This window comes from Blastococcus goldschmidtiae (assembly GCF_031845325.1).
Lineage (GTDB): Bacteria > Actinomycetota > Actinomycetes > Mycobacteriales > Geodermatophilaceae > Blastococcus > Blastococcus goldschmidtiae.
The window spans coordinates 110,670-123,266 of sequence record NZ_JAVREI010000010.1; the positions used below are offsets into that span (position 1 = coordinate 110,670).

The 12,597-nt window shown below is 73.0% G+C and carries 13 protein-coding genes; 5 read left to right on the forward strand and 8 right to left on the reverse strand.

Annotation, left to right across the window (positions count from 1 at the left end):
- Positions 1 to 15: 15 nt before the first annotated feature.
- Complete coding sequence (locus tag RM425_RS14545) at positions 16 to 852, forward strand: carbohydrate ABC transporter permease (RefSeq protein ID WP_311345935.1); 837 nt, start codon at positions 16 to 18, stop codon at positions 850 to 852.
- A gap of 142 nt (positions 853 to 994) precedes the next feature.
- Positions 995 to 2,092 (forward strand): LacI family DNA-binding transcriptional regulator, encoded by a 1,098-nt coding sequence (locus RM425_RS14550; RefSeq protein ID WP_311345936.1) that lies wholly within the window; start codon positions 995 to 997, stop codon positions 2,090 to 2,092.
- A 25-nt stretch (positions 2,093 to 2,117) separates the two neighbouring features.
- Here RM425_RS14550 and RM425_RS14555 read toward each other — a convergent pair whose 3' ends face one another.
- Positions 2,118 to 2,963 (reverse strand): pseudouridine synthase, encoded by an 846-nt coding sequence (locus RM425_RS14555; protein WP_311345937.1) that lies wholly within the window; start codon positions 2,961 to 2,963, stop codon positions 2,118 to 2,120.
- 116 nt (positions 2,964 to 3,079) lie between these two features.
- Here RM425_RS14555 and RM425_RS14560 point away from each other — a divergent pair, with 116 nt between their 5' ends.
- Positions 3,080 to 3,520 (forward strand): hypothetical protein, encoded by a 441-nt coding sequence (locus tag RM425_RS14560; protein ID WP_311345938.1) that lies wholly within the window; start codon positions 3,080 to 3,082, stop codon positions 3,518 to 3,520.
- 23 nt (positions 3,521 to 3,543) lie between these two features.
- Here the strand turns inward: RM425_RS14560 and scpB are convergent, their stop codons facing one another.
- From scpB to ald, 6 genes are all read right to left on the reverse strand, one after another.
- Complete coding sequence (gene scpB / locus RM425_RS14565) at positions 3,544 to 4,389, reverse strand: SMC-Scp complex subunit ScpB (RefSeq protein ID WP_311345939.1); 846 nt, start codon at positions 4,387 to 4,389, stop codon at positions 3,544 to 3,546.
- 73 nt (positions 4,390 to 4,462) lie between these two features.
- Entirely contained in the window at positions 4,463 to 5,338 is an 876-nt protein-coding gene (locus tag RM425_RS14570; RefSeq protein ID WP_311345940.1) for a segregation and condensation protein A, read from the reverse strand.
- A 149-nt stretch (positions 5,339 to 5,487) separates the two neighbouring features.
- Entirely contained in the window at positions 5,488 to 6,003 is a 516-nt protein-coding gene (locus tag RM425_RS14575; protein WP_311345941.1) for a hypothetical protein, read from the reverse strand.
- Positions 6,000 to 6,905 carry an AAA family ATPase gene (locus RM425_RS14580; RefSeq protein ID WP_311345942.1) on the reverse strand — a complete coding sequence of 302 codons (906 nt, stop codon included), beginning with the start codon at positions 6,903 to 6,905 and terminating at the stop codon, positions 6,000 to 6,002. The genes RM425_RS14575 and RM425_RS14580 overlap by 4 nt, the downstream gene beginning before the upstream one ends.
- A 211-nt stretch (positions 6,906 to 7,116) precedes the next feature.
- Positions 7,117 to 8,043, reverse strand: a complete 927-nt coding sequence (locus tag RM425_RS14585) for a site-specific tyrosine recombinase XerD (protein ID WP_311345943.1) — start codon at positions 8,041 to 8,043, stop codon at positions 7,117 to 7,119.
- A 50-nt stretch (positions 8,044 to 8,093) separates the two neighbouring features.
- Positions 8,094 to 9,209, reverse strand: coding sequence for an alanine dehydrogenase (gene ald, locus RM425_RS14590; protein WP_311345944.1), 1,116 nt, complete (start codon positions 9,207 to 9,209; stop codon positions 8,094 to 8,096).
- Positions 9,210 to 9,340: 131 nt separating this feature from the next.
- On the opposite strand from ald, the gene RM425_RS14595 reads away from it, so the two are divergent.
- Positions 9,341 to 9,949 (forward strand): hypothetical protein, encoded by a 609-nt coding sequence (locus tag RM425_RS14595; protein WP_311345945.1) that lies wholly within the window; start codon positions 9,341 to 9,343, stop codon positions 9,947 to 9,949.
- 94 nt (positions 9,950 to 10,043) lie between these two features.
- Here the strand turns inward: RM425_RS14595 and RM425_RS14600 are convergent, their stop codons facing one another.
- Positions 10,044 to 11,513 carry an HNH endonuclease signature motif containing protein gene (locus tag RM425_RS14600; protein ID WP_311345946.1) on the reverse strand — a complete coding sequence of 490 codons (1,470 nt, stop codon included), beginning with the start codon at positions 11,511 to 11,513 and terminating at the stop codon, positions 10,044 to 10,046.
- Positions 11,514 to 11,685: 172 nt separating this feature from the next.
- On the opposite strand from RM425_RS14600, the gene RM425_RS14605 reads away from it, so the two are divergent.
- Entirely contained in the window at positions 11,686 to 12,414 is a 729-nt protein-coding gene (locus RM425_RS14605) for a phosphotransferase family protein (RefSeq protein WP_311345947.1), read from the forward strand.
- The last annotated feature ends 183 nt before the right edge of the window (positions 12,415 to 12,597 follow it).

Here is a 12,597-nt window from a genome sequence, read left to right on the forward strand (position 1 = left end):
GAAGGGCTCCCGGTGATGGCCAGGCGATCGACGACGTACGGACGGGGTGGCCCGTTCGTCTACCTGGTGGCGCTGGCCGTCGTGGCGGTCACGCTCGGGCCGGTGCTCTACGGCGCGCTGGGTGGCTTCCGCACCAACGCCCAGCTGGCCCGCGACCCGGCCGGCCTGCCCGACCCGTGGGTGTTCGGCAACTACGGCAACGTCCTGGGCAACGAGGCCTTCTGGCGGTACGCGCTGAACTCGACGGCCATCGCCGTCATCACGACTGCGGTGGCGGTACTCGCCGGTGTGATGGCCGCCTATCCGCTCGCGCGCTACCAGTTCGCGCTGCGCGAGCCGCTGTTCCTGGTGTTCGTGCTGGGGCTGCTCTTCCCGGCGGCCGTGGCCATCATCCCGCTGTTCATCCTGGTCACCCGCGACCTGCAGCTCGGCAACAGCTGGTGGGGCGTCGCCCTGCCGCAGGCGGCGTTCGCCCTGCCGGTCACGGTGGTGATCCTGCGGCCGTTCCTGATGGCGCTGCCCAAGGAGCTCGAGGAAGCCGCCATGCTCGACGGCGCCAGCCGGATCGGGATCTTCTGGCGGATCGCGATCCCCCTGTCGATGCCGGCACTCGTCACGGTCGGCGTCCTCGCCTTCGTGACCTCCTGGAACGCCTACCTGCTCCCGCTCCTCCTGCTGCAGGGCGAGATGCGCACCCTGCCGCTGGGCGTGGCCGACTTCTCCACCCAGTACTCGGCGGACACCGCGGGGGTGCTGGCGTTCACCACACTGGCGATGATCCCCGCGCTGATCCTGTTCCTGGCCATGCAGCGGCGGATCGTCAGCGGGCTCCAGGGAGCGGTGAAGGGTTGAGCTCCCGCGCCCGTCGGGAAAGCCACGTCCTGACGGACTCCACCTCCTATCGTGCGTCCCGGACATTCCGATACAGCTGCAGCCGACCACGGTGCGAGCCGGTGAGGCACGGCCCCGCCTTTCCACCGACGAGAGGTCGTCCATGACGCTCCACCCACCCCGTGACGGTGTCGGCGGGCGCATCGCCGCGAGCACGGATGCCGGAGCGCCGGTCCTGCCCGTTCCGTACCTCCAGGGCCGGGTGACGATGCAGCAGGTGGCCGCGGAGGCCGGCGTCTCGATCTCCACCGTGTCGAAGGTGATCAACGGGCGCTACGGCGTGTCCGCGGAGACCGTCGGCCACGTGACCCGCGTGATCGACCGGCTCGGCTACGAGGCCAGCCTCGTCGCGCGCAGCCTGCGCAACCACCGCACCAACGTCATCGGCGTGCTCGTCATGGATTTCGAGCCCTTCAGCACCGAGGTCCTCAAGGGAGTGGCCGACGCCATCCACGGCTCGGGCTACGAGCTGATCGCCTACTCCGCCGGTGGGCACGTCGAGGCGCACGTGGGCTGGGAGCGGCGGTCCCTGAGCCGGCTGATGGGGTCCCTCATCGACGGCGCCGTCCTGGTCACGCCGACCGTGACCGACGTGCAGGCCGACGGCCGGGTCGTGGCCGTCGATCCGCACACCGGGCCCTCGGGCCTGCCGTCGGTGGCTGCCGACAACCTGCAGGGGGCCCGCCTCGGCGTGGAGCACCTCCTCGCGTTGGGCCACACCCGCATCGGCATGATCACCGGACGGTCGGACCTGCTGTCGGCGCAGCAGCGGGAGCAGGGCTACCGCGAGGCGCTCGCCGCCGCGGGGGTGCAGGTGGACGAGAGCCTGGTGCGGTGCGGTGACTTCGAGGCCGAACCGGCGCGCGAGGCGGCTCGGGACCTGCTGGCCCGGTCCGATCCACCGACCGCGATCTTCGCGGCGAACGATCTCTCCGCCCTGGAGACGCTCGCGGTCGCCGCCGAGCTCGGCCTGGACGTGCCGCACGACCTCTCCGTGGTCGGTTTCGACAACATCCCGGAGTCCGCCCTGGCCGATCCGCCCCTGACGACCGTGCAGCAACCGATCCGGCGGATGGGCGAGGAGGCGACCCGGATGCTCCTGACCCTCATCTCCGGCGACGACCTCGCCCGGCCCCACCGGACCCTGGACACGTCCGTCGTCGTCCGGGCGTCCGCCGTCGCCCCGCGCGGGGCGCGCTGACGGAGTCGTCGGCCCGCCGGACGGCTCAGAGGCCGACGAGCTCGGAGAGGGTGCCGAGCTCCTGCCGGCTGAGCTTGCGGATGGTGCCCGAGCGCATCGCGCGCAGCTCGATGGGGCCGACCGCGGTACGGGTCAGCCGGGACACCGGCAGGTCGACCGCGGCCAGGAGCCGGCGCACGATGTGCTTGCGGCCCTCGTGCAGCACGACCTCGACCACCGACTGGCCCGCGTGGGTGTCCACGACGCGGAACGAGTCCACCTTCACCGGGCCGTCGTCGAGGTCGATCCCGCCGCGCAGCCGCTTCGCCAGGTCCCGGGGCACCGAGCCCGACACCTGGGCGAGGTAGGTCTTGCGCACCCCGTAGGAGGGGTGCGCCAGCCGGTGGGCCAGCTCCCCGTCGGTGGTGAGCAGCAGCAGGCCCTCGGTGTCCTGGTCCAGTCGGCCCACGTGCACCAGCCCGGGCGCCAGGTCGCCGACCATGTCACCCACGGTCGGGCGGTTGCGGTCGTCGCTCATCGCGGTGAGCACGCCCGGCGGCTTGTTCATCGCGTAGGTGACGCGGTCGTCGCGGGTCTCGACCCGCACGCCGTCGACGGCGATCTTGTCCCGGGTGGGGTCGACCCGCATGCCCTGCACCCGGACGACGGCGCCGTTCACGCTGATCCGGCCGGCGTCGATCATGTCCTCGGAGACGCGGCGGGATCCCACGCCCGCCCGGGCCAGGACCTTCTGCAGCCGCTCCCCCTCTCGGTCGTCGCCGTCGGTCTCGGGGGCACGGTCGGCGGGGTGGACGGGAGCGAGCTCCATGTCCTCGGACCAGCCCTCGCCGGAAGCGGTGGGGACGTCGTCGTTCGGGGTCGCAGCGTTCATCACCGCCCAGTCTCCCACCTCGGCGGAGGTGCTCCCGCCACGCCGTCGCGCACCCCACCGCGGCGCGCGGCCGGATAGCGTCCGTCGCCGGCGGGTGCAACGGGAGGAGTCGACCGATGCGGCGGTGGGCGGGGCTCCTGCTGATGACGACGCTGGGTGCGCCGGGCGCGCTCCTGGCGTGCTCGCCCGATCCCGTCGAGCGCGTGCCTCCGGTCAGCGAGAGCGGCCGGGAGGACTTCGCGCGCTACCGGATCGAGCCCGTGGGCGACCACCCGCTCGCCTGGGTCGACGGCGGCGACTACCTGGCGGTGACCATCCGCGGCAGCTCGAGCTGTCCGCGGGGACCCGGTGCCCCGACGGTGACCGAGCCCCAGCACCTGACGATCGACGTGGTGGAACTGCGCCCCGACCAGGAGGTGTGCAGCGCCGACGACGCACCGCACGTCACGGTCGTGGAGGTGCCCGACGGACTCGATCCGACGCGTCCGGTCACCGCGGTGCTCGACTGGGGCCGGTCCTCGGACGACACCACGGTGACGCTCGCCCCGCCGGACTGAGCGACGACGTCGCCGGCGCCGGGTCAGCTGTCGGGGTGCTCGTCGAGGACGGTGGAGGTCTCCGGCAGCAGCGGGGCCAGCTCCGGCAGGTCGGCGAGCGAAGTGAGCCCGAGCCGCTCGAGGAACAACGGCGTCGTGCCGTACAGCCCTCCCCCGCTGTCCGGGTCGCTGCCCACCTCCGACACCAGCCCGCGGGTGATCAGCGTCCGCATGACGCCGTCGACGCCGACGCCGCGGATCGCGGCGACCCGCGCGCGGGTGACCGGCTGCCGGTAGGCGATGACGGCCAGGGTCTCCAGCGCGGCCTGGGTCAGCCGGCTGCGCTGCCCGTCCACGAGGAACCGCTCGACGATGCCGGCGTGCTCCTCGCGGGTGTAGAGCCGCCACCCCTCCCCCACCCGGCGCAGGGTGATCCCGGCCGACCGGGCGTCGTAGCCCGCGGCCAGGTCGGCCAGGCCGGTGCGGACCTGCGCGACGTCGCAGTGCAGCGCCCCGGCGAGGGTGACCTCGTCGACGGGGTCGTCCATGACGAACAGCAGCGCCTCGAGCCCGCCGCGCAGCTCGTCCGGGTCCAGCTGCTCCAGGGGCTCCGGTTCCGGCTCGGGTGCGGGCTCGGGCTCCGGGGCGGCCGTCGGCGCTGCCGGCGCCGCGTCGCCGTCGTCCTCGAGCGGGACCGGCGGCACGTCCACGACGTCGCCGGGGAGCTCGGACACCCGGGCGGCGAGCTCCGCCGCGACGGCGTCCCAGGCGGCGGGGTCGTCGTCGCCCCGGCGCTCGGCCGCCTCGCGGGTGGCCGCGAGCTCGGCGGCCAGCGCCTCCCAGGAGATGGGGGCCGGTCCGTCGCCGGGCCGGTCGTCGTCGCTGCTCACGGGCTCACCTCGTTCGCGCTCGTCGAGCCCGTGCGCCTGGCTGCTGTGCTCATGCGTCCGCTCGCACGCTCGCTCACGAGTACTCCTCGTCGATGTCGATGTCGATGTCGATGTCGTCGTCGGTGGCGGGCGGACGGCTGCCGTCCGGGCCCGGCCCGGGCAGCGCGCCGTCCACGTCGACCGCCTCACCGGACGGCTCCCGTCCGGCCCAGCGCACGTGCAGGTCGCCCAGCGGCGTCAGCTGCTCGAAGGTGACCCGCTGCTGGCGGTAGAGCTCCAGCAGCGCCAGGAACCGGGCGACCACCTCCAGGGTGTGCGTGCAGTCGGCGGTCAGCGCGCGGAAGGAGACGGTGCCGGCGCGGGCCAGGTGGTCGCGCACCACCATCAGCTGCTCGCTGACGCTCACCGCCGCGGCGTGCAGGTGGGCGACGCCGACGACCTCGGGGGCCTTGGGCGCCAGGGCCCGCGCGGCCAGGGCGGCGAACTGCTCGGGTGTCAGGTCGAGCCGCACCTCCGGCACGAGTTCGGCGAACCGCGCCTCCAGCCCGACCGCGCGGGGGAACCGGCGGGCGGCCTCGGTCTCCCGCTCGCGCAGGAAGGCGGCGGCATGCTTGTAGGCCTTGTACTGCAGGAGGCGGGCGAACAGCAGGTCCCGGGCCTCGAGCAGCTCGAGGTCCTCCTCGTCGTCGACCTCGGCCGCGGGCAGCAGCCGGGCGGCCTTGAGGTCGAGCAGCGTGGAGGCGACCACGAGGAACTCGCTGGCCTGGTCGAGGTCGAGCTCGTCGCCCAGCGCCCGCAGGTGGGCGATGAACTCGTCGGTGACCGTCGACAGCGCGATCTCGGTGACGTCGAGCTTGTGCTTGCCGATCAGCTGCAGCAGGAGGTCGAAGGGACCCTCGAAGTTGGTCAGCCGGACGGTGAAGCGCGATGCCGGCTGCGCCTCGGTCACGACCGCAGCCTAGAAGAGATCGTCAACGCACCAGGTCGTCCTGACGAACGGGGGCCCGACGGGCTCCCCGAGGAAGGACGGGTGGGCTCAGCACGCCAAGGGGACGGCACGTGGTCGCGGTGTCGTCCGGAGGACGACAGAGTTGTCGCTTACGCCTTGAGCCGGCGCACCAGGACGGAGTCCTCGCCGCGGTCGGCCAGGTCGGCGAGGATCACCGAGATCGCCTCGCGGACGATGCGTCCCCGGTCGGCGGCCACGCCGTGCTGGCCGCGCAGCGTGAGCCGGGCGGTCTCCAGCTCCATCAGGTCGTCGGCCGAGATGTAGACGGTGATCTTCTCGTCGTGCTTCGCCCGCTCCCGGCCGCGGGCGGGACGACCCCGGGTCGGCACGTGCGGCTTGAGCACCGGAGCCGGCGCCGGTGCGCCCCGGAACGCCTCCAGCTCGTCGTTCGCGGGTGCGGCCGGCGTCGCTCCGCCGGGCACCAGGGTCAGCGGGCTCGCCGGTGCCGCCTCCTCGGCGCGGCGGCCGGCCGCGGCGTTGCGGAGGGCGGGCGAGCTGACGGTGCTGCTCAGGCTGGGCAGCTCGGTGACCTCGGGGACGGCAGAGGCGGCGTCGGTGCGGCGGAACAGCTCCGACGCCCCCGGGAGCACGGGTCGACGAGTCACAGTGCGATGACCTCCTTGGCGAGGTCGCGGTAGGCCGCGGCACCCGAGGAGGTCGGCGCCCAGGTGGTGATCGGCTGGCCGGCCACCGTGGTCTCGGGGAACCGGACGGTGCGCTGGATGACGGTCTGGAAGACGGTGTCGCCGAAGGCCTCGACCACCCGGCTGAACACCTCCTTGCAGTGCACGGTCCGCGCGTCGTACATCGTGGCGAGGATGCCGGAGATCTCCAGCTGCGGGTTCAGCCGCTCCTTCACCTTGTCGATGGTGTCGACGAGCAGAGCCACCCCGCGCAGCGAGAAGAACTCGCACTCCAGCGGGATCATGACCCCCTGCGCGGCGGTGAGGGCGTTGACCGTGAGCAGGCCCAGCGAGGGCTGGCAGTCGATGAGGATGTAGTCGTACTCGTCGCGCACGTCGGCGAGCACGCGCATCAGGGTCTGCTCACGGGCGACCTCGCTGACCAACTGCACCTCGGCGGCCGACAGGTCGATGTTGCTGGGCACCAGGTCCAGGCCCGGGATGTCGGTGTGCACCCGGACATCCCGGAGCGTGGTCTGCCGCTCCATCAGGGCGTTGTAGATCGTGCGGTCCATGTTCTGCGCCGGGATGCCCAGCCCGACCGACAGGGCACCCTGCGGGTCGAGGTCGATGAGCAGCACCTTGCGGCCGAACTCGGTCAGCGCGGCGCCCAGGTTGATCGTCGACGTCGTCTTGCCGACGCCGCCCTTCTGGTTGCACATCGCGATGACGTGGGCCGGACCGTGCTCGGTCAGCGGCTTGGGGTCCGGCAGCCGGCGCTGCCGGGCGCGCGCGGGGTCCTGCCGCGAGGCGGCGGCACCCATCTCCGGGTCGGTGTCGCGCGGCCGCGCGACGGCGGGGGCCGCGTCCGCTCGGATCGCCATGGGTCTGTTGCCTCCAGCTCGTGCCCGATCCCGGTGATCCGGGTGCGTCCAGCCGTCCTGTCCGCTCGGGTGATGAGGACGCTACGAAGAGTGGCGGGAACACCCAAGGAGACGCGCCGGAGACTTGTCGACATGGCGACGAGTGACAACGCGTGTGACTGCTACAGCCGAATCGGGGACAGGAGTTGCCGACGACCGAGCGGAGTGACTGTCAGTTGAGTGCGCGCGGATGGCTCGTCGCGTAGACCTCGCGCAACCGGTCCACGGTGACCAGCGTGTAGACCTGCGTGGTCGTCACCGACGCGTGGCCCAGCAGCTCCTGGACGACCCGGACGTCGGCACCGCCGTCGAGCAGGTGCGTGGCGAACGAGTGCCGCAGCGTGTGCGGGGACACCGACCGGGCCAGCTCGTCGCTGCCGCCGGTGGCGCGCTCGGCGGCAGAGCGCAGGATCTGCCACGCGCTCTGCCGGGACAGCGGCCCGCCGCGGACGTTGAGGAACAGCGTGCCGCCGCGGACGCCGCCGCGGCTCTTCCCGGCCAGCTCCGGCCGGGCACGGACGAGGTACTCCTCGACCGCACGCAGCGCGTAGCTGCCCACGGGCACGATCCGCTCCTTGCCGCCCTTGCCGGCCAGCCGCACCGTCGCCTGCCCCCGGTCCACGTCGTCGACGGCGAGCCCGACCGCCTCGGAGATGCGTGCGCCGGTGCCGTACAGCAGCTCCAGCAGGGCCCGGTCGCGCAGCCCTCGCGGCCCCTCCACCGCACCGGCGGCCTCGATCAGCGCCACCACCGACTCCACCGGCACGGCCTTGGGCAGCCGGCGGGCCGGCGTCGGCGGGCGGACCTCCGCGGCGACGTCGTCGGGCACGAGTCCGTCGAGCAGCGCGAAGCGGTGCAGTCCCCGCACCGCCACCACGGCGCGGGCGGCCGAGGTCGCCGACAGCGGCGGGTGCTCCTCGTCCCCCCGCCGGAGCGCGGCGAGGAAGCCTGCGACGTCGGACTCGGCGATCTCGCCCAGTGCGCGCACACCGGCCGTCTCGAGGTACTCGGTGTACCGGCGCAGATCACGACGGTAGGAGGCGATGGTGTTGGCGGCCAGGCCGCGCTCCACGGTGAGGTGGTCCAGGTACCCGGTCACCACCCGCGCCACGTCGGAGCCCGACCGGCGCCCGGCGACGTCCGTGACGGTCAGGACAGCACCTCCGCCAACGGGGCCGCGCGGAGACGGTGCGCCCGGGCCACCTCGGGGAGGACCACCGATCCGGCGGCCACGTTCACCCCACGGGCCAGCGCCGGATCGGCGCCCACCGCCGCCACCGTGCCGCGCTCGGCCAGTGCCATCACATAGGGCAGCGTGACGTTGGTCAGCGCGTGCGTGGAGGTGTTGGGCACCGCGCCCGGCATGTTCGCGACGCAGTAGAAGACCGATCCGTGCACCCGGAAGGTCGGGTCGTCGTGGGTGGTGGGCCGGGTGTCCTCGAAGCAGCCCCCCTGGTCCACGGCGATGTCGACCAGCACCGAGCCGGGCCTCATCCGCGCCACCAGCTCGTTGCTCACCAGCACCGGCGCCCGGGCCCCCGGCACCAGCACCGCGCCGATCACCAGGTCCGCGTCCAGGACCGCGCGCTCCACCTCGTAGGACGTGGAGGCGAGGGTCTGCAGGTGGCCCTGGTAGATCCGGTCGGCGGCGCGCAGCTTGTCGTCGTCCTTGTCCAGGACGACGACCTGGGCCTGCATCCCCAGCGCGATCGCCGCGGCACTCATGCCCGACACCCCCGCCCCGAGGACGACGACCTTCGCGGCGTACACGCCCGGCACGCCGCCGAGCAGCACCCCCCGGCCGCCGTGCGCGCGCTCCAGGGCGTGCGCCCCCACCTGTGGAGCCATCCGGCCGGCCACCTCGGACATCGGGGCGAGCAGCGGCAGGGCCCCGTCGGCGGTCTGGACCGTCTCGTAGCCGATCGCGATGGTCCCCGAGGCGACGAGCGCCTCGGTGCACTCCTTCGACGCGGCCAGGTGCAGATAGGTGAACAGGGTCTGGCCGGCGCGCAGCCGCCCGTACTCCTCGGCCACCGGTTCCTTGACCTTGAGCAGCAGGTCCGCCCCGGCCCACACGTCCTCGGCCCCGGACACCAGCTGCGCGCCGGCGGCGCTGAAGTCGGCGTCCGGGATCGAGGACCCCTCCCCCGCGCCGCGCTCGACGAGCACCTCGTGCCCGGCACGCACCAACTCGGTCACGCCGGCGGGGGTGAGCGCCACCCGGTACTCACCGCTCTTGATCTCCCGGACCAGCCCGATCCGCACCGACGTACCTCCCCGACCGGCGGCCGCCCCGAGCAGACCGGCTCTGGGCGGAGTGTAGGTCCGCGGGCGGGTCCGGGCCGCTCGCGCGTGGAGACCCGGCGAAAGGTCCGCCGATCGGCCACGATCGCTGCATGCGTCTGTATGCCGAACGTGCCGATCTCCGCTGGCGCCAGGTGGGCGCCGACCTCGGGATGCTGGTCTGGGCGGCGGTGTGGATCTGGGCCGCGCTGGAGACGTACGACGCGGTCCACGTCCTCGACCGGCCCAGCCAGTCCGTGGAGGACCTGGGCTCCTCGGTCGCCGGGGCCATGGACACCGCCGCGGGTATCGCCGACGGCCTGCCGTTGGTGGGGGACGATCTGGCCGAGCCGTTCCAGGGCCTCGCGGATGCGGCCGGGTCGGTCGGAGGGGCGGGCGCCGCGGTGCAGGACGCCGTCGGCACGCTGGCCCTGGTGCTGGTGACCGCGCTGATCGTCCTGCCGATCGGCTGGCTGCTCCTGCGCTGGCTGCCGTGGCGCACGCGGTTCGTCCGCGAGGTGGCCGTCGTCGAGCGGATGCTCGCCGGCACCCTCGACCTCGAGCTGCTCGCCGCCCGGGCCGTCGCCACCGCTCCGCTCCCGCGCCTGGCCGCGCTGCCGCCCGGCACGACCGGGGCCTGGCGGTCCGGTGACCCCGCTGCGGTCCGGGAACTCGCCACGGTCGAACTCGACCGGCTCGGCCTGCGGGTGCCGAGCAGCTGACCGGACACGCGGGCATGCGGCAGTCGACTCGGAGAAACGCGATCGGGTCGACTCGTCGCCGCGTCGGCCCGGACCGGGCAGCAGGACCGAGGAGTCAGAAGGGTGGGGGGTACTGCGCCGGGTCGAGCGGCGCGGGTTCGGGTTCAGGTCGCCGCAGGCCCGGTGGGCGGGTGCTCCGGGTGATGCCGGACGGGCTGGTCACGCGAAGGGTGCCGTCCGGTTCCAGACGGAACTCCCAGCCGTGGGCGAAGGTCTTCAGCCGGTGGTGCGAACGGCAGGCGCAGCACAGGTTGGCGCACGACGTGCGTCCACCGACCGAGTGCGCGATCACGTGGTCGAGATCGGCCATCCCGACCCGCTGACCGCAGTTCGGCATCCGGCACCGCCGGTCCCGCGTCGTGACGAACCGCCGCTGGGCGATGCGAGGGGCGTACTCGTCGGTGTCCTCCGGCATGCCCAGCACCGCGCAGTCGCAGGCCGCATCGGGGTGCTCGGAGCAGCCCCGGGCGGCGAGGCGGGCGAGCTCGGCGGCGCTCACCGTGGCCAGCAGCCGGCCGCGCTCGTCGGTGAGCGCGAACGTCAGCGATCCGCCGGCAGGCGGCGTCAGTCCGATCGCCCCCAGCCGCTGGAGCAGCTGACGCAGGTGTGCGGCGGTGATCACGAACCCGTCCACCGCCCCGCCTCGGGCGCTCGTGCCCTCCAGTCCGTCGAGGGCAGCGGTGACGGTCAGCTGCACCGTGACACCGGGGAGGCCGTGGTCGACCGGACGCAGGATCAGCATCGACATGATCGCTGAGCGGATCACGCCGATCGGCCGTTCGTCGCCGTCGGCCTGCGCCATCCTCGCGAGCTGGTCGATGACCGCGTAGCAGGCGGCCGCCTCGTCGGCGCTCATCTCCCCGGTCAGGGTGGCCATGCCGTCGGCGGTCGGGAAAGCCCGCACGTCGGCGGCCTGCTGCGCCTCCGCCCGCCGCTCCTCGACCGCCGTGGCGTCCAGCTCCGCCAGCAGCTCCAACGCTCGGTCCCGCAGGCGCGCGAGCGACAGCTCGACGGCCCCGTCCAGCAGTGCCGCCTCGACCGCCTGCGCCAGCTCCGGCCGGGCGTGCTGCAGCACGTCGGCGAGCGCGCCGGCCCGGCGCTCGTCGAGCCGGCCGGTGCGGAGCGCGGCGAAGGTGGCCGGCAGGTTCTCCCGCCAGGTGAACGCTCGCCGCGCCCGGAACGCCGCGGTGCCCCGGCCGAGGTTGATCGCGTGCGCGACCTCGTCCGGGAGGAATTCGCTCACCCCGGCGAATTCGGGATCGGTCTTCTGCCAGCTCCGCCGACGGGCGCCCGGTGTGCCCGGTGGCGGGTCGTCGGAGTCGGGGCGCAGCTCGGCGAGGCGCAGGATCAGCTCCGCCTCCCGAGCGGTCTGCCTCGCCCGGTCCCGCTGGATCCGGGCCAGCTCCTCAGCGACCTGCACGTCGTCCAGCCACGACACCGGCACGCGCGGGTCGGGCTCCGGCTGGGTGCGCACCCAGTCGATCAGCACACCCTCCACCACGGAGGACCCCGCCGTCGTCTGCACACCACGAAGCTACGGGCCACCTCTGACAGTTCTGGGCGAGATGAGGACAGCTGGTGCGGAGCTGCCCTAGGCCTGACTACGTCTCGGACTCGTCCTGAAGGCGGCCTATGGGACATGCGGCAGGCGATAACGACGTTGCGTCCTCAAGGGCCATCCCGCGACGATGGCCAGCGTGGGTGAGGTTGAAGTCGTCGTCGCCCATCACGAGCGCACAACTTTGCGTGTTGGCGACGTGTTCCTCAAGATCGACGCTGATCAGGAACGCGCCGACGTCGAGGTCGAGGCAATGAGCATGGCTCCGATCCCGACCCCGGACGTGCTGTGGCGGAAGCCGCCCGTGCTCGCCCTCGCTGCCCTCAAGGGGGCGGCGCTCAGCCGCCTCGGCCAGCCGTCGACGTCATCGTCAGCAGCATGGGAGGCGGCCGGTGCCGCCGCCCGAACACTGCACAACGCCCCACTGCCGCCCTGGCCGGGCCGGAGCACCGACGAGTTTGCAACGGAACTCGACCACGAGTGCGAGTGGCTCGCGGTCAACGACGTGCTCCCCGGCGACGTGATCACGCGGAACCGCCGGATCGCCGAGACCGCGCTCCGACCGTGGACTCCGGCCTTCGTGCACGGCGACCTGCAGGTCGCCCACGTCTTCGTCGACCAAGACGAGATCACCGGCGTCCTCGACTGGTCAGAGGCATGCCAGGGCGACGCGCTGTTCGACCTCGCCCTTCTCACACTCGGCCACCAGGAACACCTGGGCGACGTTGCCGCCGGCTACGGCACTGAAGTCGACCTCGACGTGATCCGCGCATGGTGGTCGATGAAGAACTTGCGTGCGATCCGCTGGCTTGTCGAGCACGGCTTCGACCCATCGCCCGAGGTCGCCTTGCTGACGTCCGTGCTTTGACTCCTTGGGGGCGCAGGCGCTGATGCCCGTCAGCGGCACATGGCGCACTGCTGAATGTCCCTTAGAGGGCCGCTCAGGGCGAGGTCCGGAGTACCGGGCGCCTGACTGACATCCGGGGAACAATCTCCTCGGAGCAGCCCGATCCGTCACCCGCGAGTGCCGTCCTCGCGTGCGCTGACCTGC

What these genes read in the sequence shown, in the direction of transcription:
- RM425_RS14545 (WP_311345935.1), top strand. Translation starts at nt 16, where the DNA reads ATGGCCAGGCGATCGACGACGTACGGACGGGGTGGCCCGTTCGTCTAC.
- RM425_RS14550 (WP_311345936.1), top strand. Translation starts at nt 995, where the DNA reads ATGACGCTCCACCCACCCCGTGACGGTGTCGGCGGGCGCATCGCCGCG.
- RM425_RS14555 (WP_311345937.1), bottom strand. Translation starts at nt 2,963, where the DNA reads ATGAACGCTGCGACCCCGAACGACGACGTCCCCACCGCTTCCGGCGAG.
- RM425_RS14560 (WP_311345938.1), top strand. Translation starts at nt 3,080, where the DNA reads ATGCGGCGGTGGGCGGGGCTCCTGCTGATGACGACGCTGGGTGCGCCG.
- RM425_RS14580 (WP_311345942.1), bottom strand. Translation starts at nt 6,905, where the DNA reads ATGGCGATCCGAGCGGACGCGGCCCCCGCCGTCGCGCGGCCGCGCGAC.
- RM425_RS14595 (WP_311345945.1), top strand. Translation starts at nt 9,341, where the DNA reads ATGCGTCTGTATGCCGAACGTGCCGATCTCCGCTGGCGCCAGGTGGGC.